The sequence below is a fragment of the uncultured Thiocystis sp. genome, from assembly GCF_903866365.1.
Classification (GTDB): Bacteria; Pseudomonadota; Gammaproteobacteria; order Chromatiales; family Chromatiaceae; genus Chromatium.
Genome location: NZ_CAIPNF010000394.1, coordinates 1 through 18,479 on the forward strand (window position 1 = coordinate 1; position 18,479 = coordinate 18,479).

The following is an 18,479-nucleotide window of genomic DNA, read 5'->3' on the forward strand; positions in this document are numbered from 1 at the left end:
CGCTCAGATCCACGGTGACTTGGATCGTCACCTCCTGGCCGTTGTTGCTGATCAACTGTGCCGCCATCGCCTTGTCCCCGCCGGTGCTTGAGCCATGGGGTCAGTATCGCTCATTATCACATTTTTGCAAGGCACCACCCCTCCCAGCGGCCTTCGCTGACGAAGGTCTGGGTCTTGTCGTCGCAGAAGCCAATGTTGCCTGTTCAGGGCGTCTTGACTGTAGTGCGCGTCTCCGACCCAAATCAGCGTCTGCACATCGATCAGATCGCGTGGCATCAGTCCGGCGTCGGTCATGCGGTCGCGCAGCGCGAACAGAAAAGACTGGACGTTGAGATAATCTTCGCCGGTCAGAGCGCGGTTGGGCAGTGCCGCACGGCCGTAAGCCTTGAGTGCGCGGTTGAACTCTTGCGTCTTGATAATGACGTGCTGACCGGGGTCCGAGAGCATGAGCAGGAAACTGGTGACGCTGCGTGACATCGCCGACCATCCCGAGTCCGGGGCGCTGTCCGCGAGCAACGCCCGCAGCGTCGGCACGAAGCGATCGACTCGTTCCGCGATCGATTCCTCACCGTTAAGCAAGTCCACGACTCTGATGGCGAATCTGCCCCGATCACTCGCGGTGAGCTTCTGGATCGGACCAACATAGCGCCAGCCGACCAAATTTTGCGGCGCGCCGTGGCTCAATTTGCGTGTAAACAGTGCGATGAGATCCGCACCAATTTGCGTCAGGCTGGCTTCGTCCTTGGGTAGCGGTTGGAGCCTGGGGCGAATCTCTTGCTGAAAGGCCGTCACCAGTTCGAGCTTATAACCCCGTTCATCGGCATCAAGGGCCTCGCTGCCTTCTCCGAAACGGACAAAGGTCGGAAACTTTGCCTTGAGACGGCCGAGGTACTCGTCGAGTGCCGCTTGCATGACAGATCCTTCGTTCATTCTGGTGTCTCCTGGCCGAGGCATGAAGGCGGCTCGTCGCGGTCACACGCCGAGCCAATGGAACTTTGCGGCATCGAGCACTCGCTCGCCATCCCAACGGTAGGCCACCAACTTGCCCTCCTTGGCGACGCTGTAATCGACGCAGGCGACCATCTCCGATAGCGGTTGCGGCCGGCCGGTGAACCAGTAATGGCCGACGAAGAGCGGCTTTTCGCCGTCGTGACCGAGGCGCGCATGCGCCGGGATCGGTCGGTCCGGCAACCCTTCCCGCTCCGCCTCCGAGAGCAGGGCGGCCTGGCGGTAGGTCACGGCCGCGTGATCCCACCAGCGCACCCGCACCCGGCGGCGCGTGTGACCATCCTTGTCCTGGAAGCTGTGTGGCGGCGGGAGCGGAATCTCGATCCCTTTCACCAGGGCCTCGACGGCCTTGAAGAGGGTTGGCTCCGGGGTATCCTTCTCGGCCGCGTCCTCGGGTTCCCGACTGGCGGAAACCATGAGTTCAGCATTCAGGCACCGGTCCGCGCTGAGATGAGGCGCCAGATAGTCCATGTAGCGCGGGTGCCAACAGGCATGGACCACACGCAACTCGGGCAGCTCCAACCACAGCGGTAGGGTCAAAAACCAATCGATGATCTCCGCATGGCGGGGCGTGCCATTGACCGCTTTCAGGAACGCTTGGTGTTGACGGCGGTTCGTCTCTCCGTATTTCGGCGAGTGGTGGGACCGCAGATAGTCGCCCGGCTGGGCCGGATCGGGCAGGAACCAGGCGATGGCGTTGAGTTCGTGGTTGCCCAGGACCGCTTGGGCGCTGCCGGCATCGACCATGGCGCGGACCATGGCGAGGGTCTCGATCTGCCGGGGGCCGCGGTCGACGAAGTCGCCAACGAACAGCACCTGGCGATTCGGTTGGCGCCAGGCACCGCCGCGCTCGCGGTAACCGAGGTCGGACAGCAGCGCCGTGAGTGCGTCCGCGTGACCGTGGATGTCACCAATGATGTCGTAGTGCATGGCTGGGTCACTCCGCCAGATGGTCAGCGACGGTCAATGTTTGAGCGCGCTTGGACTCGATTCCAGAAATGCGGTGCGACCCCCAAATTCCGCCTGGAGCAGGCTGTCGATGCCGTCCGCGACCTGGCAGAAATAGACAAAGACACTGGCCACATGCTCGCCGATGAAGGGTACAGCAGGCAGGTCCGCCGCAGCGTAGACCGCACCGTCGTGCAGGAAGAAATGCAAGAACCAGGTGTCCGCATTCAAGTCGTTCAGCCGGGAAGCGAGTTCCGGCGTTGTCTCGACATCCGCAAGGACTCGGGCGCTGATGCGCACGGACGGCGGGGCGCCGATCAAGGAGACGAAGACGGCGACGCTCCCGAAGCGGACTCCGATGTCCCCATCCTGATCGAATTCGAGTTCGGGGATGTCCATCGCCTCCCGAAGCGTCGCGAGCAGTTGCTGCGGCAATGGCACCACTTCCTCTGTTGGTGGTGTGCGCTTGGCGCGCTTGAGTCCCAGCGATGGCAATAAAATGCCCCCTGCCTCGGCGTCGAATGCCTCGTACTCCAGGAACCCTGGATGCGGGACGCGCAGGATCTCGGTCAGCGTGTGAACGGCCAATTCCGCGAGGGGGGTATCCATCTGAGTGCGGTAGCGCCGATGAGTTGGATCTCGACACACCATCCAAAGGACGCTTCGAGTGCCAAGATCACAATATCTGGTATCCACCGCACTGAGCTGGACACCCCCCTTCCGCGATTTCCTCGAAACGCACGGGGACCGGAAACTCGCGGTAGAAATTGGGCGAACCATCCGGATCCCGCTCAGGTGTCGACTCCCCAGGCCCACCGGTCGGAGCGTGCCAGCCGGCCGCGCCCAAGGCATCGATTTGCCGCGCATCGAGTTGTTCCGATCGCGCCAGATAGTGGTTACTCTTGGTCTCGGCGCGCAGCCAAAAGGCCCCTTGGGCGGCAAACTGGACGAACCGGTTGCTCTGCTTTACGGCGATGACGAGGAATTGATCTTCTTCAAGCGCGCCAAGGACATCGGCGAGCGTTTGCGCGAATGGCGGCCAGGCCACGGATCGCCGCTGCGGAATCTCGACGGCTGTCGGCGGTGATTCGTTGACCATCTCGTTAACCTGTGTTGAATGGTTGCATGGTCGAGTTCAAACTCCCCGAAGATCGCGGACAGGAGAATCAATTCTGGCTTTGCCACGGTTGATCGCGAACGGGTCAGGGCATCACCGATCCGCCTTCCGCCTGAATTTAGAGCCACTCACACCGCGCCGCCTAGGGAGAGAACCGGTCAGCCGACAGCCGCACGCGCGCCGGCGGGGAGCCATACCAGGAGCGGCCCCAACACGGACGGCTATAGCCCGCAAACCCAATCTTGGCGGCCCCTTCCCCGGCTCGCCATGCCAGCGGTCACGCCTGATCGCCAACCCGCAATGCCACCATCAACCCGTGCCATCCGATCATCCACATCGGTCTGGTCCAGATTCGACAGCACCGTCCAACATTGCCCGAGCGTGACAGTTTCCAAGAATGCGATAGGTGATGAGCTGTCAATCCTCAACAGCACAGGAAGATCGCGATTCACGTTATTATGCGGAGCTTCGCCCCCCGGACGCAAAGGCTGTCGACCGTGACCCCAGCAGATCGACCGAACTTCACCCCCCCGAAGGTTCCGTTCTCCGCGACCGAGCGGCGCGCGACCATCGGTCTGGCCGCCATCTTTTCGACCCGCATGCTGGGTCTGTTCATGCTGTTGCCGGTGTTCGCCCTCTATGCGCATGACCTGCCCGGCGCGACGCCGCTGCTGGTCGGTCTGGCGATCGGCGCCTACGGCCTGACGCAGGCGGTGTTTCAGATTCCGCTCGGTCTGCTGTCGGATCGTATTGGACGCAAACCGGTGATTTATGGCGGTCTGGTGATCTTCCTGCTGGGGAGCGTCGTCGCCGCGCTGGCCGACCACATCGTCTGGGTCATCCTGGGTCGCGCGATCCAGGGCGCCGGTGCCATCGCCGCGGTCACCACCGCGCTGACCGCCGACCTGACCCGCGACGAGGTGCGCACCCGGGGCATGGCGATCATCGGTATCAGCGTCGCCTTTTCTTTCGCCGCGGCACTGGTGATCGGGCCGCCGCTGGCGCGCTGGTTCGGGATCGCCGGCGTCTTCTGGCTGACGGCGTTGCTGGCCGCGGGCGGCATGCTGGTGCTGGCCCGCGTGGTGCCGGATCCGGAACGCTCGATGGTCCATCGCGACGCCCAAACGGTGCTGGATCAGCTCTCGGGCGTGCTCGCCAATCCGACCCTGCTGCGGCTCGATGCCGCCATCTTTCTGCTGCACCTGACCATGATCAGCCTCTTCGTGGTGCTGCCGCTCTCGATCGAGGGGGCTGGACTGAACCCGCTGGATCACTGGATGCTCTACCTGCCAGCGGTGCTGCTCGCGATCCTCGCCATGGTGCCCTTCATCGTGCTCGCGGAGCGGTTCGGCCAGATCCGCCCGGTGCTGCTGGGCGCGGTGATGGTTCTGGGGCTGTCGCTGCTGGGATTTTATGCCTTCCATCAATCGCTCTGGGCATTGGCCGGGTTGTTGATCCTGGTGTTCGCCGTCTTCAATCTCATGGAGGCGATCCTGCCCTCGCTGGTCTCGAAGGTGGCGCGCGCCGGCGCGCGGGGAACGGCGATGGGGGTTTTTTCCAGCGCGCAGTTTCTCGGCGCCTTTCTCGGCGGTCTGCTGGGCGGCTGGGCGCACGGGAGTTTCGGCGCCGATGCCGTCTATCTGCTCGGGGCGCTGATCTCGCTGTTCTGGATCGCGCTGCTGGCAACCATGGCGATGCCGGAGAATCTGACCCGTCATGTGCTCGCGCTGGAACTGCCGACGGCGGGCGATATCCTGGCTCTGGAGCGGCGTCTGCTGGAGGTGCCCGGCGTTCGGGAGGCGGTGATCGCGATCGACGAGGGCGTCGCCTATCTCAAAGTGGACAGGCGCACGCTCGATTGGGCAAGATTGCAGACGTTTTCGGTCGGTGCCTGACGCGCGATTCGGGCACGGATTTCCACCTTTTTAGCGAGATAATCAACGCTTGCGCACGGCGTGGGCGGGAGACAGACATGGCAGGCGTGAACAAGGTAATTTTGATTGGGAATCTCGGGGCCGACCCCGATGTGCGTTACATGCCGAGCGGCGATGCCGTGGCCAATATCCGCATCGCGACCAGCGAGTCCTGGAAGGATCGCAATACCGGCGAAAAGCAGGAGCGTACCGAGTGGCACAACGTGGTCTTCTTCGGCAAGATCGCGGAGATTGTCAAGCAGTACCTGCACAAGGGCTCGAAGATTTATGTCGAGGGCAAGCTGCGCACCCGCAAGTGGCAGAAAGACGGTCAGGACCACTATTCGACCGAGATCGTGGTCGACATCAACGGCACCATGCAGATGTTGGACAGCCGACAGGGCAGCGGGACTTCGGTGCCGTTCGATGACGAGCCCGCGCCTCAGTCGCGTGGCGGCGAGCGGCCGCAAACGGCCGCTCCCGCTCTGTCGGGTAGCGCGCCACCGTCAGGAGGTCATGGCGGCGGCGATTTCGACGACGACATCCCTTTCTAAGGGTCATTGCTATTAAATTAAGCATAGAACAACAGATCCAGGGTGCGATCTTTTCCGATCTTGATGCTCACTGAAAACCGTCGACCACACCGGTCACGAGGCCGGTCGCGAGCGCGTCGGACAAGGGAATCAGCAGAATTTTGTCGTTCGGCACCGAGGCGGCGGCGATCGCCATCTCGGCGGCGACCCCCATTTCGCGCAGGTAGCGGGCCGAATCGGCCACATAGAGCTGCCCGCCCTCGTGACTGCTATAGAGATGCGGAACCTTGCTCTGGTGCACCCCGAGCCGGGCGTCGCGCGTGATAAAACGCTCGACGCCGCCCGCCAGCACATCGACGCAGGCGGAGGTGCAGACCCGGTCGACCGCCGTGCGCAGACCGTTCGCCCGCAGCCAGCGCCCCAGCTTGCGCGCCTCATGCACCGAGCCGCCCGGACTATTGATGACCAGACCGATCGCCCGGCGCTGGCGCAACTCGGCCATGACACGTTCCGCGAAACCCTCGGTCATCTCGACGTCATCGATGCGCAGCCAGACCGTGCGCAGACGGCCATCCGGCTCGAAGCGCACCAGCGCGGAGGCCATCCCGATGTCGTCGGCAAGCCACTGGCAGGCGTTGACGGCGAGCACAACCAGCGCCGGACCCAGCGACCGGTACTCCTGAATCAACCGATTGGAGCGCGCGACAATGGCATCCACCGCCACGCCGTAGCGATCCGCGGCGGCGATCACGACCGCATCGGACACGGCCACGTCGTTCGTCTGCCCGACCCGCAGCAGATGACAGGCCGCGAGGGTCGACAGCAGTTCCTCGCGAGCGATCCCCGCGGGCGCCGGAGCCGGCGCGGGAGCGTCCCGGCGATCGAGCGCGCAGCCGGACAGGGCGAACAGCAGCGCGAGCGATCCCACCGTGACGACGCGTCTCGACATAGGCCCCCGTTCCTGGAAAAAAGCCGCTAAACCCGCGTCTCGATCCCCTGCTCGCGCAGATAGGATTTGACGGCCTGAATCGGCACCTCGCGCCGGTGGAAGATGCCGGCGGCTAAGGCGGCCTCGACGCCGGTTGCGGCGAACACCTCTGCGAAATGCTCCACGCAGCCAGCGCCACTGGAGGCGATCACCGGAATGCTCACGGCCGCGCTGACCGCCCCGATCAGCTCTAGATCAAAACCGGCCCCGCTGCCGTCGCGGTCGATGGAGTTCAGCAGGATCTCGCCGGCGCCCAGCGCTTCGCAGATGCGGGCCAGTTCGACGGCGTCGACATCGCGACCCTCGCGCCCGCCCTTGACCGTGCATTGAAACCAGCAATAGCGTTCGCCATTAGGTCCGGGCGTCGCCGTCTCGACCGTCTGGTGGCGCGTTTCCTCCGGCGAACGGACATAGACGCGACGCGGATCGATCGAGATCACCACGGCCTGATTGCCGTAGACGCGGGCGATCTCCTCGATAGCGCTGGTCCCGTCCCCGCAACCGCGTTCCAGATAGCGCTCGACGGTCGCGACGGCGTCCGAGCCAATGGAAATCTTGTCGGCCCCGGAGCGGAAATACTCGTCGGCCACGTCCAGGGCCGAATACGGCTTGCCGCTGGCGTCGGTGAAGGCGCGGATGCCGCCGCCGATGGTCAGCGGCACGAACACCCGTTCGGAGGTGCGCCGCAGTACCTCCAGCATGGGCTGGTCGGCGAGCGGAAAATCGCGAAAGGCGGTGATGTTGAGAAAGGTGATCTCGTCGGCGCCTTCCTCGTAATAGCGCTGGGCCAGTTCGACCGGCTTGCCGAGATTGCGGACCTCGCCGGACTCGCGCACGTCGTATTGATCGCCCTTGGTCACGACCAGATCGCCGGCATCGTTGGCGCGCACATCCAGACAGGCGATGACGCGCTTGGCGAAATGGGTCGGGGCGTCGGCCGGGCACGGCGACCAGCCGGCAACCGGTGCGCCGACCGTGTCGGCGACGAGAAAATGCTGGAGCAGCCGCAGTCCGGCCGCGCCACTCTTTTCGGGATGAAATTGGACGGCGGCGACGCGACCGCGTTGCACCGCGCTCAGGAAGGGGTGGCCGTAATCGGTGGTCGCCAGCCGCCAGTCGGCATTCTCGGGAGTCGGCTCGGCGCGATAGGAATGCACGAAATAGAACTTTTCGCCGGCATAGTCGGCGAACAGGGGCGACTCGCGCTCCAGCCGCGCGTCGTTCCAACCCATGTGCGGGACCGAGAGATCGCTGGCGTCGAAGCGGCGGATCCGGCCGGGGATCAGCCCCAGCCCCGCCACGCCGGGCGATTCGTCGCTGCCCTCGAAGAGCGCCTGCAAGCCGATGCAGATGCCGAGAAAGGGCCGACCGGCGGCCAGGTATGCCTTTAATGGCTCGACATAGCCGAGCCGATGCAGCCGCTCCATCGCCGCGCCAAAGGCGCCGACACCGGGGAAGATCAGCCGCTCGGCCTGAAGGATATCCTCGGGGCGCGCGATCTCGGTGAGCGAGAAACCCAGTGCATGAATGGCGTTGCGCAGACTGCGAACATTGCCCGCGCCATAGTCCAGGAGCGAAATCATAGGTCGAATCCGAATGGGGTTGGATCGGTGCGCGGGGCATCCGAGCGGCCGTGGGACAGGGATTGATTGTTGCGGGTTAGTTTAGCGCCAAGCGGTCAGGCGGTTCAGTCTTTCCGATCCGGCGCGCGCCCCGTGAACCGCCTCCGGTCGCCTTCCGGGATTGTCGGTCGGGATGGGCATCATGAAGTCGTCATGCGCGCGTCACCTGGAATGCAGTAGGATTACACCCCTTGCGATCCAGGTCGCCAGCCGATCCGTTCGAGGTTCCACTTGAGGGCAAACCAAATGCACAGGGTTCTTACAAGCGTTCGCCGGCTCATTCCGCTCTGCCTGCTGTCGGCCATCTCCGCCGGCCACGCCGAGGAACAGGTCCATCTGTACAACTGGAGCGATTATTTTGCCGAGGACACCCTGTCCGGCTTCCAGGAAAGGACCGGGATCCGGCCGGTGCTGGATGTCTACGACGCCAACGATGTGCTGGAGGCCAAGCTCTTCGCCGGCAGCAGCGGGTATGACCTGATCTTCCCGACCGCGCGACCCTTCGCGGCCCGTCACATCAAGGCGGGGCTTTATCTGCCGCTCGACAAGTCCAAGCTGCCCGGTCTGGATCAGCTTGACCCGGAAATCATGGCGAGCCTGGCCGCGATCGACCCGGACAACGCCCATCTGGTGCCCTATATGTGGGGCACGTCGGGGCTCGGGCTGAATCTGGAGAAGGTGAAGGCCGCCCTGGGCGAGGACGCGGAACTGGATACCTGGGGTCTGATTTTCGATCCCGCAAAGGCCGCTAAACTGGCCGGCTGCGGCATCAGCCTGCTCGACGATCCTACCGAAGTCTTCTCGGCCGCGCTCGTCTATCTGGGCAAGGATCCGAACAGCCTCGACAAGGCCGACCTGGACGCCGCCGCGGATCTGATCAAGGCCGTGCATCCGCACATCCGCTATTTCCATTCCTCGCAATACATCAGCGACCTGGCCAATGGCGATCTCTGCGTCGCTCACGGTTACTCGGGGGATGTCCTGCAAGCTCGGGAGCGCACCGAGGAGGCGGGCAAGGGTGTCGAGATCGGCTATCGGATTCCCCGCGAGGGCGCGGCGCTCTGGACCGATGTCATGGCAATCCCGAAGGATGCGCCTAATCCGGCGGCGGCCCATGCCTTCATCGCCTATCTGCTCGATCCCAAGGTGATCGCGGCGGCGTCCGACTACATCTTCTACGCCAACCCGAATCTGGCGGCGACTCCGCTGGTCGATGGCGACCTGCGCGGCAATCCGGGGATCTATCCGCCCGCCGAGGTCAAGCAGCGGCTCTTCGTGCCCGCCGAGCGCGGCGACGCCGAGATCCGCAACCTGAACCGGCTCTGGACCCGGCTCAAGACCAACCGTTAACTCCAGGAACCTGACCGCATGGCCACCGTCGCCGAACGCCGTCTCTCCGCGCCCCGACTCGAACCCTGGCAGGATCCCAAGGCCGCGCCCTATGTGCGCATCGAACGGGTCACCAAAAAGTTCGGCGATGTCTACGCGGTCGATGACCTGAGCCTGGAGATCTTCCAGGGCGAGTTCTTTTCGCTGCTGGGCAGTTCCGGCTGCGGCAAGTCGACCCTGCTCCGGCTGCTGGCGGGGCTGGACTATCCCAGCGCCGGGCGGATCTTCATCGACGGTGTCGATGTGACGAACGTCCCGCCCTATTCCCGCCCCGTCAACATGATGTTCCAGTCCTACGCGCTCTTCCCGCACATGAGCGTGGAGCAGAACGTGGAGTTCGGACTCAAACAGGATCGCCTGCCGCGCGGGGAACGCGCCGAGCGGGTCGGCGAGATGCTGGATCTGCTTAAAATCGCCGAGCTGCGCAAGCGCCGCCCGGAGCAACTCTCCGGCGGTCAGCGTCAGCGCGTGGCGCTGGCGCGCAGCCTCGCCAAGCATCCCAAGCTCTTGCTGCTCGACGAGCCGCTCGGCGCGCTCGACAAGCGGCTGCGCGAGAACACCCAGTTCGAGCTGGTCAACCTTCAGGAACGCCTCGGCATCACCTTCGTGACCGTCACCCACGATCAGGAAGAGGCCATGACCATGTCCACCCGGATCGCGATCATGGACGCCGGTCAGATCATGCAACTGGACACCCCGACCGCGATCTACGAATTCCCGAGCTGTCGTTTCGTCGCCGAGTTCATCGGCTCGGTGAACCTGTTTGAGGGCAAGGTCGTGTCGAGCGACGGCGACCGGGTCGTGGTCGATACCCGCCTTGGCCGCCCCATCCACATGCGCAGTTTTCTGCCGCATCCCATCGGCACCCCGGTCACGGTCGCGGTGCGCCCCGAAAAGATGCGTCTGTGCGAGGAATTCCGCGAGGATGGCGTCAATCAGCTCAAGGGCATGGTGGAAGACATCGCCTATCTGGGCGACGTGTCCATCTATCGGATCCGGGTCGGCGACGGGCAACTCGTCGAAATGACCCTGACCAACATCCAGCCGCGCACCGAGCAGGCGCTGACCTGGGAGCAGGAAGTCGTGTTCGAATGGTCGCCGACCAGCGGCGTGGTGTTGACGGAGTGATGGCGAACGGTTTATCGCATCGCGAAAGGGTTGCGGACGACCAGACGGCCGTCGATGGTTTGGCCGTCCTGGAGATCTTCCGAATAGAGTGTTCCACAACCTGCGATGAGCGCGGCCGCGACGATCAACGAATCATAGATCGAAAATCCATAGCGTTCGGCGATTCGGAGTCCGCTGTCATGGGTTTCCAAGCCGAGTGGCTCGATTGCGCAGATCGTGCGAATAGGCTCAAGTACATCGCGAATTTCCAGATAAGACAGGCCCAGTTTGCGCGATGCCACCGAGGCGAATTCATTGAGCACCTGTACACTGATCATACCGCCGCTGGCCAGCAGAGATTCTGCCCGGTCCGCCTTCTCGTCATCCGCCGAAAGCAGATAAAGGAGCACATTCGTGTCGAAAAACACGTTATTCGCAGTCGCGTGCATTCGCTTCGAGCCGGTCGAATTTGAAGTCCGCGGGAAGGCGCCCGCGATAGTGGCGTAACCGGGCCAGCAGTTCGCTGACCTCGGGACGTTTTTTGATTTCGAAGATCCGAGCCCCCGCAATGTCGATCTCGATGTCATCGCCTTCCTTGAGACCAAGCGCCTCCACGATGCCAGCGGGCAGACGAATCGCCAGACTGTTACCCCACTTCGAGACTTGCATGCCGCATCTCCAAAGACATCTTGATAGACATATTTTCATTGTATATCCAAAACTGGAATGCGCGATGCGTTTCTTCTCGTTCGAGGTCAACGCAACTCCATGACCGTACCGCCGCCCCCTTCGCACCGTCTGAGCCGCCTGGTCAACATCGGCATTCCCTATCTGTGGCTGGGGCTGTTCTTTCTGCTGCCCTTCGCGATCGTGCTGCGGATCACCATCGCCGAGCCCGCTCTCGCCCAGCCGCCCTACACCGCGCTGTGGGAATGGGTCGGGGACGGCATGCTCCAGATTCAGGTCAATCTGCAGAACTTCATCCTGATCTGGGAGGATGACATCTATCTGGCGGCTCTGCTGAATTCGCTGTGGGTCGCCTTTATCTGCACGGTCTTCTGTCTGCTGCTGGGCTATCCGATGGCCTATGCCATTGCGACCGCCCCGGAGCGGCGGCGGATGCTGCTGCTGATGCTGATCATCCTGCCCTTCTGGACCTCGTTTCTGATCCGGGTCTATGCCTGGATCGGCATCCTCAAGACCAACGGGCTCCTGAACAATTTTCTGCTCTGGACCGGTCTCATCGACACGCCACTGCACATCCTGCACACCCAGAGCGCGGTCTATATCGGCGTGGTCTATTCCTATCTGCCCTTCATGATCCTGCCGCTCTACGCCAACCTGACCCGTCTCGATCCCACCCTGCTGGAGGCCGCGGCGGATCTTGGCTGCCGACCCATCCGCGCCTTCCTGCGGGTCACGCTGCCGCTCTCGATGGCTGGCATCGTCGCGGGCAGCATGCTGGTTTTCATCCCGGTGGTGGGCGAGTTCGTGATCCCCGACCTACTTGGCAGTCCGGGGAGTCTGATGATCGGCAAGCTGCTGTGGACGGAGTTCTTCTCCAATAAGGACTGGCCACTGGCCGCGTCGCTGGCAATCCTGCTGCTCGCCCTGTTGGTCGTGCCCTTCGTGCTGATGCAGCGTCTGCAGACACGCATCGAGGAGGGTCCGGCATGAAACGTCGCTCCTGGCCACTGCTCGGCGTGCTGATCTTCGGGTACGCCTTCCTCTATGTGCCGATCCTGCTGCTGATCCTTTATTCCTTCAACGAGTCCAGGCTGGTCACCGTCTGGTCGGGGTTCTCCTTCAAGTGGTACGGCGAACTGCTGCACAACCGCCAATTGCTGGACGCGGCCTGGCTCAGCGTGCGCATCGCCGCCGTCAATGCCACGGTCGCCGTGGTCCTGGGCACCCTGGCGGCCAATGCGCTGACGCGCCATGGCCGTTTTCGCGGACGCACCGGCTTTGAACTGCTGCTGACCGCGCCGCTGGTGATGCCGGATGTCATCATCGGACTCTCGCTGTTGCTGCTCTTCGTCGCCATGCAGCAGACCATCGGCTGGCCGAACGGGCGCGGTTTCACCACCATCGCCATCGCCCACATCACCTTCAGCATGGCCTATGTCACGGTCGTGGTACGCTCGCGGCTGGCGCGGATGGACGCCTCGCTCGAAGAGGCGGCGATGGACCTGGGCGCCCGTCCGCTCACGGTCTATCTGCGCATCACCCTGCCGCTGATCGCGCCGGCGCTGCTCTCCGGCTGGCTGCTGGCCTTCACGCTCTCGCTCGATGACCTGGTGATCGCCAGCTTCGTCTCCGGCCCCGGCTCCACCACCCTCCCGATGGTGGTCTATTCCAGCGTGCGCATGGGGGTGTCGCCCCAGATCAACGCCTTGGCGACCTTGATCGTCGCCATTGTGGCGCTGGCGGTGATCATCGCGGGTTGGTCCATGCGGCAGAAACCGGATCGAGCGCAGAAACGCGGCGCATGAAAAGGGGCCATCAGGCTCTACTGTCCATCTGCTCGCAGCGTTTTTCCATGATGCTGTTTGATGAAGGCGATGTCTTCCAATCGACATCACGGATTCGGTTCATCAGCTCACCGCATCCCACGGGCAATGCTTGCGCGGAAACCGCCTGGAAGACGACGGGCGTCAGCAGCGCGCGACGCAGTCCATCGGTTTCCGGTATCGTCCTGCCGCGCATGGCCAATCCAGCTCTGCACGGATGGATCCGTTCCTGCCCGACACGATCAGCGGCATAGCCGCGCGCCAGACGGCGCGCAAAGCGATGCCAACAAAAATTTGAATCCGTCCAAACGTAGACGACGGGCATCATGCAATCCCATGCGAATGATGAAAAATTGACGGTTCAAGGTCGCCCTGATGGCGTGTAGTTGTTTTAAAACAAGGTTTTCGACATTTTCGGTCATGGTGGCTTGTCGTCATCTGGAAAGGAATGCGTCCAAATATAGCATCGCAACAATCAACCTCATGAGCATTGGCGCGATGGGTTTCGTGATCAGCCAAAGTAGGGACGCACCGCGTACCCTTCGGCGCATCGAAAAACCGTCGCGTTCCGGGAAGAAACGCGGCGGTTCAATCAAGCGTCCGTCCCACCAATCGGCGTCCGTGCCGATTGAGATGTCAGGTACGCGATGCGTACCCGGCTACCCGGCTCAGTGAGCGGCAGTGATGGGTCGCTGTAACGACAGCACCAAGGTCAATGGACGAGTTGGCGACGCCACGAAGCCGTAGTGCTGATAAAACGCCTTCGCCTGTTCCGACAAAGCATGCACCAGCAGGCCGCGAATGCCCAGAATGGCGCTGGCGGAGCGGGTCCGCTCGACGGCATCTCGCAACAACGCGACCCCCAGACCGTGACCCTGCCAGGTGCGGTCGACGGCGAGACGACCCAGAATCGCCATCGGAATCGGATCGGGCATGTTGCGCCGGAGGTTTCCGGGCGTGTCATTCACGGCCAGCGCACCCGCCGCGAGCCCGTAATAGGCGACGACCTGTCCGGCCATGCCGACCACATAGGTGCGGGAGGCGCCACTGACCTGATTGACCCAGGCGCGACGCCGCAACCAGTCGTCCAGACTCGCCACCCCTGAGTCAAAACGATCCAGACGATGGGTCTCGGTCAGCAGCGTGGGCGCGTCAAGGGTCAGACCTTCCAAGGGATGTCCGCACGCATCAGACGCTCGAAGCCTTCTCCACCGGGCGGCTGATCCAAGACCTGAAGGAAATAATCGTAGGTCTGCCGATCAACCCGCACCAGGGTTTGATCGAGCAAGGCGTCCTCGGCGGCCCGGCGCGCCGCGTCGATCATGAATTCGGAGCGCGATTTACCCAGGCTCTGCGCAGCCCGGTCGATCAGGTCGCGAATGTCTTCCCGAACCCGCAGGTTGACGGGGCGGGTCACTGACTCCGGTGTTTCCACGGTGGGAGGCATGGGACGATCTCAGGTCTGGCAAGATTGAATGCCATACATTGTATATCACGTGACATTGGATTCAATCCGCGGTTCAGATCTGAATCCTTTTGCCCTTGTGGATTGCTTCCAGCAGCGCCAGGCGCGTCAACTCCAGGTAACGATCCACATCTCGACATGCGTCGTCGCGCGGACGGACGGACCCGGATGTGCGTACCGGTGGCTTGACCGGCGCGTCCGAGGATCCGGCGGGCGGGTCAGGAACAGGATCTCGATGATACGGTGCAGGATGGCTTTCACCGGACATTTCTGGCAGGCGCGTCAACGCCCCGCCCCCCGGTCATTGCCTGGGCGCAGGTGCGCTATTCGGCGGTGCTGATCGCCGATGGCTCGACGCTGGATGTGCGGCTGCGCAAGATCGGCCTGTTGCGCGAGGCGGCGGTGGCGCCGCTGGCGGGACGCATGATGGCCTTGCTGGATTTGACCACGCGCCTGCCCCGGCGGGTGTGTGGTACGACGCCGACCCGGCGGGCCAGGACATGCGTTTCTGGTCGCGCCTGCACGCGGCGATCCCGACCGGCACTTTGCTGATCGTCGAGCGCGGTTACACCGACGTTGCCCAATGGGCCGCCTTGCGCGCCCGCAGCGTCACCTGGCTGACGCGCGCGAAATCGAACCTGAAGGACGCGGTCGACCGCGTCTTCGTGCACACGTCCACCTTCAGGATCGTTTGGTCTGGGTCGGGCACGACGCCACGCGTCAGCGGGTGCGTCTGATCGAGATCCAGGCGCGCGGCACCATCTACCGCGACGTGACCAATGCGCTCGATCCCATGGACTTGCCCACGGCTCATGCCGCCGCGCTCGAGGCTCAAAGGTGGCGGGTGGAGGATGCCGTTGCGATCGCCAAACGCTTGTTGGGTCTCGCCTATTTTTACGGTGGCGCACAAAACGCGGTCGAGATGCAACGGTGGGCGACCTGGATCCTCTACGCCGTTCTGGTCGACTTGACCGATGCCGTGGCCGAGGCGTTGGAGCGCCCCTTCGCCGAGATCTCGATGGAAATGGTCTACCGCAGTCTGTACTTCGTGGTCGCTGCCATGCAGCGCGATCCGACGACCGACCCGGTCCACTCTCTGGCGGCGGAAGCCAGCGACCTGGGGATCATCAAGCGCCAGCGCAAACCGCCGCGTCAGAATCGTCAGGCCCCATCGCTTTCTACTTGACATGAAAGAGAATTTCTTAACTTGTGACGGATGCGCTCAGACACAAAACAGGGGCCGTCCGGCCCCTGTTTTCCCCTGCGGCGAAGAACCGGAGCTTATTCGCCTGGCTCGATCGCCTTCATGCTCAGGCGAATCCTACCCTGCTTGTCGACTTCGAGGACCTTGACCCGCACCTGATCGCCTTCCTTAAGCTTGTCGCTGACCGATTGCACGCGCTCCTCGCAGATCTGCGAGATGTGCACCAGACCGTCGCGACCGGGCAGGATGGTGACGAAGGCGCCGAAGTCCATCAGACGCGCGACCTTGCCCTCGTAGATCTTGCCCACTTCGACATCGGCGGTGATCAGACGGATGCGCTTCTTGGCCTCCTCGCCAGCGGACTTCTCGACCGAGAAGATCTTGACTACGCCATCGTCGTTGATGTCGATGGTGGCGCCGGTTTCCTCCGTGATCGAACGAATCACCGAGCCACCCTTGCCGATGACATCGCGGATCTTCTCGGGATGAATCTTGAACTCGATGATGCGCGGGGCATGCTCGGACATCTCGGAGCGATGCGAGGTGATGACCTTGGCCATCTCGCCAAGGATGTGCAGCCGTCCGTCCTTGGCCTGAGCGAGCGCGGTCTCCATAATCTCCTTGGTGATGCCCTGGATCTTGATGTCCATCTGCAGTGCGTTGATGCCCGCGACGGTCCCGGCAACCTTGAAATCCATGTCGCCCAGATGATCCTCGTCGCCCATGATGTCGGTCAGGACGGCAAACTGGTCGCCTTCCTTGATCAGACCCATGGCGACGCCCGCCACCGGCGCTTTGATCGGGACGCCCGCGTCCATCAACGCCAAACTGGTGCCGCAGACGCTGGCCATCGAGCTGGAGCCGTTAGACTCGGTGATCTCGGAGACCACGCGCACCGAGTAGGGGAACTCCTCGATGCTCGGCATGACCGCCAGGATGCCGCGCTTGGCGAGGCGCCCGTGACCGATCTCGCGCCGCTTGGGCGAACCGACCCGTCCGGTCTCGCCCACGCAGAAGGGCGGGAAGTTGTAGTGCAGCATGAAATGCTCGCGCCGCTCGCCTTCGAGTGCGTCGATGATCTGCGAATCGCGCTCGGTGCCGAGCGTGGTGATCACCATCGCCTGGGTCTCGCCGCGGGTGAAGAGCGCCGAGCCGTGGGTGCGCGGCAGAACGCCGGTGCGGATGGTGATCGGACGCACGGTCTTGCCGTCGCGGCCGTCGATGCGCGGATTGCCGGCCAGGATGGACCCGCGCACCGTGGCGCTTTCAAGTTGCTCGATGGCCGTCCTGACCTGTGCCTCGGTCCATTTTGGCGCGTCGCCCTCGCAGAGTTGCGCGACGACGGCCGCGCGAAGCGCGTCGAGCGCTGCGTAACGCGACTGCTTTTCGCGGATCCGGTAGGCCGTGGCGAGCTGGTCGCCGCAGGCGCTCGCGACATCGTCCGCCAGCGCCTGGTTAGGTTCCGGCGGCGTCCAGGGGAGCGCGGGCGTGTTGACCTCGGCGGCCAGTTCGCGGATGGCCTGGATGACGACCTGCATCTGCTCATGGCCGAACAGCACCGCCCCGAGCATGATTTCCTCGGACAGACCGCGCGCCTCGGATTCGACCATCAGAACGGCTTGGTCGGTGCCGGCCACGATCAGATCCAGATCCGAATCCGGTCCAAGACCGATGACGGCCGGATTGAGAATGTACTCGCCGTTCTTATAGCCAACCCGCGCCGCGCCGATCGGACCATTGAAGGGCAAACCCGCGATCGAGAGCGCGGCGGAGGCGCCGATCAGCGCCGGCACCTCGGGATTGACCGCCGGGTTCAGCGATTTGACCGTGGCGATGATCTGGACTTCACGGGTGAAACCCTCGGCGAACAACGGACGGACCGGCCGGTCGATCAGACGCGAGGTCAGAATCTCGCCCTCGCTCGGACGGCCCTCGCGGCGGAAAAAACCGCCGGGGATGCGACCGGCGGCATAGGTTTTTTCCTGGTAGTCGACGGTCAGCGGCAGAAAATCGCGGACCACGCCGGGACGCTTGTCGACGACCACCGTCACCAGCACCACGGTATCGTCGAGGTTGACCAGGACGGCGCCGTCGGCCTGACGCGCGATTTCGCCGGTTTCCAGCCTGAGCGTCTGGTTGCCGAACTGCACTTGCTTCACGATGGGGGTGGGAATCACGAATATATCCTCGGGGTGTTTGGGCCGCGCAGCCCGCGGCCTCCGGACCGCGAGGAGCGGGCGAAGCGGGGACGGAACCGCCCCCGTTCGCCGAGATCGGGGCTGATCAGGTTAGCGACGCAGACCCAGGCGCGCGATGAGATCGCGGTAGCGGTCGAGATCCTTGCGTTTCAGGTAATCGAGCAGTTTCCGCCGCGCGTTGACCATATGCACCAGACCACGGCGCGAATGATGATCGTGTTTGTGTTCCTTGAAGTGTCCGGTCAGTTGCAGGATGCGCGCCGTCAGCAGGGCGACCTGAACCTCGGGCGAACCGGTGTCTCTCTCGGCGCGCGCATACTCGTCGACGACTTTCTTTTTGTCTAACGCGGTCATGGTCATTGGTTGTCTCCTGAATTCGTGGGGACGTTGAAAAAAGGCCCGTATCCGGCGGTTGCGACCGCCAAACCGACGACCCCGACAATGACTTCAGGGGAATCGGGCCGGTTGAAAATGCGT

General features: G+C 63.3%; 22 protein-coding genes. 8 read left to right on the forward strand and 14 right to left on the reverse strand.

All coding sequences use genetic code 11. The features are described 5' to 3' along the window. Window positions 1–51: 51 nt before the first annotated feature. From QZY07_RS21700 to QZY07_RS21715, 4 genes are all read right to left on the reverse strand, one after another. Window positions 52–912 carry a hypothetical protein gene (locus tag QZY07_RS21700; RefSeq protein WP_295407325.1) on the reverse strand — a complete coding sequence of 287 codons (861 nt, stop codon included), beginning with the start codon at window positions 910–912 and terminating at the stop codon, window positions 52–54. Window positions 913–972: 60 nt separating this feature from the next. Beyond that, a complete protein-coding gene (locus QZY07_RS21705; protein ID WP_295407327.1) occupies window positions 973–1,938 on the reverse strand; it encodes a metallophosphoesterase in 966 nt (321 codons plus the stop codon). Window positions 1,939–1,971: 33 nt separating this feature from the next. Beyond that, window positions 1,972–2,565 carry a YbjN domain-containing protein gene (locus QZY07_RS21710; protein WP_295407330.1) on the reverse strand — a complete coding sequence of 198 codons (594 nt, stop codon included), beginning with the start codon at window positions 2,563–2,565 and terminating at the stop codon, window positions 1,972–1,974. Window positions 2,566–2,632: 67 nt separating this feature from the next. Continuing rightward, window positions 2,633–3,055 carry a hypothetical protein gene (locus QZY07_RS21715; RefSeq protein ID WP_295407333.1) on the reverse strand — a complete coding sequence of 141 codons (423 nt, stop codon included), beginning with the start codon at window positions 3,053–3,055 and terminating at the stop codon, window positions 2,633–2,635. A 476-nt stretch (window positions 3,056–3,531) separates the two neighbouring features. On the opposite strand from QZY07_RS21715, the gene QZY07_RS21720 reads away from it, so the two are divergent. Further along, entirely contained in the window at window positions 3,532–4,968 is a 1,437-nt protein-coding gene (locus tag QZY07_RS21720; RefSeq protein WP_363184656.1) for an MFS transporter, read from the forward strand. A 77-nt stretch (window positions 4,969–5,045) separates the two neighbouring features. Continuing rightward, window positions 5,046–5,540 carry a single-stranded DNA-binding protein gene (ssb, locus tag QZY07_RS21725; protein ID WP_295407336.1) on the forward strand — a complete coding sequence of 165 codons (495 nt, stop codon included), beginning with the start codon at window positions 5,046–5,048 and terminating at the stop codon, window positions 5,538–5,540. A 67-nt stretch (window positions 5,541–5,607) separates the two neighbouring features. On the opposite strand, the gene QZY07_RS21730 is transcribed toward ssb, so the two are convergent. Next, window positions 5,608–6,468 carry a hypothetical protein gene (locus tag QZY07_RS21730; RefSeq protein WP_295407338.1) on the reverse strand — a complete coding sequence of 287 codons (861 nt, stop codon included), beginning with the start codon at window positions 6,466–6,468 and terminating at the stop codon, window positions 5,608–5,610. Window positions 6,469–6,494: 26 nt separating this feature from the next. Beyond that, on the reverse strand, window positions 6,495–8,090 hold the full coding sequence (gene hisF / locus QZY07_RS21735) for an imidazole glycerol phosphate synthase subunit HisF (protein WP_295407341.1): 1,596 nt from the start codon (window positions 8,088–8,090) through the stop codon (window positions 6,495–6,497). Between the two features lie 285 nt (window positions 8,091–8,375). Here hisF and QZY07_RS21740 point away from each other — a divergent pair, with 285 nt between their 5' ends. Next, the gene (locus QZY07_RS21740; RefSeq protein ID WP_295407344.1) at window positions 8,376–9,479 is read left to right on the forward strand and encodes a polyamine ABC transporter substrate-binding protein; all 1,104 of its coding nucleotides are present in this window, start codon (window positions 8,376–8,378) and stop codon (window positions 9,477–9,479) included. Between the two features lie 18 nt (window positions 9,480–9,497). After that, window positions 9,498–10,646, forward strand: a complete 1,149-nt coding sequence (gene potA / locus QZY07_RS21745) for a polyamine ABC transporter ATP-binding protein (protein WP_295407347.1) — start codon at window positions 9,498–9,500, stop codon at window positions 10,644–10,646. An 11-nt stretch (window positions 10,647–10,657) separates the two neighbouring features. On the opposite strand, the gene QZY07_RS21750 is transcribed toward potA, so the two are convergent. Both QZY07_RS21750 and QZY07_RS21755 read right to left on the reverse strand, forming a co-directional pair. Beyond that, on the reverse strand, window positions 10,658–11,074 hold the full coding sequence (locus QZY07_RS21750; protein WP_295407350.1) for a PIN domain-containing protein: 417 nt from the start codon (window positions 11,072–11,074) through the stop codon (window positions 10,658–10,660). Then, a complete protein-coding gene (locus QZY07_RS21755; RefSeq protein ID WP_295407353.1) occupies window positions 11,055–11,294 on the reverse strand; it encodes an AbrB/MazE/SpoVT family DNA-binding domain-containing protein in 240 nt (79 codons plus the stop codon). The genes QZY07_RS21750 and QZY07_RS21755 overlap by 20 nt, the downstream gene beginning before the upstream one ends. Before the next feature lie 99 nt (window positions 11,295–11,393). On the opposite strand from QZY07_RS21755, the gene QZY07_RS21760 reads away from it, so the two are divergent. Together QZY07_RS21760 and QZY07_RS21765 are read left to right on the forward strand one after the other, a co-directional pair. Continuing rightward, complete coding sequence (locus QZY07_RS21760; RefSeq protein ID WP_295407356.1) at window positions 11,394–12,302, forward strand: ABC transporter permease subunit; 909 nt, start codon at window positions 11,394–11,396, stop codon at window positions 12,300–12,302. Next, window positions 12,299–13,117 carry an ABC transporter permease subunit gene (locus tag QZY07_RS21765; protein ID WP_295407358.1) on the forward strand — a complete coding sequence of 273 codons (819 nt, stop codon included), beginning with the start codon at window positions 12,299–12,301 and terminating at the stop codon, window positions 13,115–13,117. Before QZY07_RS21760 ends, QZY07_RS21765 begins: the two co-directional genes overlap by 4 nt. Window positions 13,118–13,127: 10 nt before the next feature. Here QZY07_RS21765 and QZY07_RS21770 read toward each other — a convergent pair whose 3' ends face one another. From QZY07_RS21770 to QZY07_RS21785, 4 genes are all read right to left on the reverse strand, one after another. Further along, window positions 13,128–13,337 (reverse strand): hypothetical protein, encoded by a 210-nt coding sequence (locus QZY07_RS21770; protein WP_295407361.1) that lies wholly within the window; start codon window positions 13,335–13,337, stop codon window positions 13,128–13,130. A gap of 40 nt (window positions 13,338–13,377) precedes the next feature. Then, window positions 13,378–13,557, reverse strand: a complete 180-nt coding sequence (locus tag QZY07_RS21775) for a hypothetical protein (protein WP_295407364.1) — start codon at window positions 13,555–13,557, stop codon at window positions 13,378–13,380. 246 nt (window positions 13,558–13,803) lie between these two features. Beyond that, the gene (locus QZY07_RS21780) at window positions 13,804–14,307 is read right to left on the reverse strand and encodes a GNAT family N-acetyltransferase (RefSeq protein WP_295407366.1); all 504 of its coding nucleotides are present in this window, start codon (window positions 14,305–14,307) and stop codon (window positions 13,804–13,806) included. Continuing rightward, window positions 14,295–14,582, reverse strand: a complete 288-nt coding sequence (locus QZY07_RS21785; RefSeq protein WP_295407368.1) for a DUF1778 domain-containing protein — start codon at window positions 14,580–14,582, stop codon at window positions 14,295–14,297. The genes QZY07_RS21780 and QZY07_RS21785 overlap by 13 nt, the downstream gene beginning before the upstream one ends. A 518-nt stretch (window positions 14,583–15,100) precedes the next feature. On the opposite strand from QZY07_RS21785, the gene QZY07_RS21790 reads away from it, so the two are divergent. Together QZY07_RS21790 and QZY07_RS21795 are read left to right on the forward strand one after the other, a co-directional pair. Beyond that, window positions 15,101–15,337, forward strand: a complete 237-nt coding sequence (locus QZY07_RS21790) for a hypothetical protein (RefSeq protein ID WP_295407370.1) — start codon at window positions 15,101–15,103, stop codon at window positions 15,335–15,337. Next, window positions 15,328–15,786, forward strand: a complete 459-nt coding sequence (locus QZY07_RS21795; RefSeq protein WP_295407372.1) for a hypothetical protein — start codon at window positions 15,328–15,330, stop codon at window positions 15,784–15,786. The genes QZY07_RS21790 and QZY07_RS21795 overlap by 10 nt, the downstream gene beginning before the upstream one ends. A gap of 95 nt (window positions 15,787–15,881) precedes the next feature. On the opposite strand, the gene pnp is transcribed toward QZY07_RS21795, so the two are convergent. Both pnp and rpsO read right to left on the reverse strand, forming a co-directional pair. Beyond that, window positions 15,882–17,981: a polyribonucleotide nucleotidyltransferase gene (gene pnp / locus QZY07_RS21800; RefSeq protein ID WP_295407375.1), complete on the reverse strand. Its 2,100-nt coding sequence runs from the start codon at window positions 17,979–17,981 to the stop codon at window positions 15,882–15,884. 111 nt (window positions 17,982–18,092) lie between these two features. Beyond that, window positions 18,093–18,362 carry a 30S ribosomal protein S15 gene (gene rpsO, locus QZY07_RS21805; protein ID WP_295407378.1) on the reverse strand — a complete coding sequence of 90 codons (270 nt, stop codon included), beginning with the start codon at window positions 18,360–18,362 and terminating at the stop codon, window positions 18,093–18,095. Between the last annotated feature and the right edge of the window lie 117 nt (window positions 18,363–18,479).